This is a genomic window from Streptomyces shenzhenensis (genome assembly GCF_003688995.1).
Classification (GTDB): Bacteria; Actinomycetota; Actinomycetes; order Streptomycetales; family Streptomycetaceae; genus Streptomyces; species Streptomyces shenzhenensis_A.
On the sequence record NZ_PENI01000137.1, the window covers coordinates 1 to 511 of the forward strand.

The 511-nt window shown below is 73.4% G+C and carries 1 protein-coding gene; it reads right to left on the reverse strand.

Going from position 1 to position 511, the window contains the following annotated elements; all coding sequences use genetic code 11:
- Positions 1-487, reverse strand: a 487-nt coding sequence (locus CTZ28_RS46545; RefSeq protein ID WP_183154935.1) for an acyl-CoA dehydrogenase family protein, incomplete at its 3' end; no start/stop codon positions are given.
- Positions 488-511: the final 24 nt, after the last annotated feature.

Genomic DNA, 511 nt, shown 5'->3' on the forward strand with positions numbered 1-511 from the left:
TCCGCATGTCCACGGGCCGGCCCTCGGGGTCGGTGACGAGTCCGCCGAGCAGGGCCCAGTCGGTGTGGTCGCAGCCGGAGGAGAAGTGCCAGCGGCCGCTGAGGGTGAAGCCGCCGTCGACGGGGGTGACCTTGCCGGTGGGGGCGTAGGAGGAGCAGATGCGGGTGTCCGGGTCCTGGCCCCAGACCTCCTCCTGGGCGTGGGGGGCGAAGAGGGCGACGTGCCAGGGGTGGACGCCGACGACGGAGGCGACCCAGCCGGTGGAGCCGCAGGCGCGGGCGATCTCCTTGACGGCGGTGTAGAAGAGCGCGGGGTTCGCCGCGTGTCCGCCGTACGCCCGGGGCTGGAGGAGGCGGAAGAACCCGGTGTCCGCAAGCTCCTTGATGCTCGCCTCGGGGACCTTGCGCAGGCTCTCCGCCTCGGCGGCCCGCTCGCGCAGGGCCGGGGTGAGGGCGCGGACTGCGTCGAGGACGTCTTCGTCGCTCATGGTGTCCCTTTCTCGGGGTCGGCG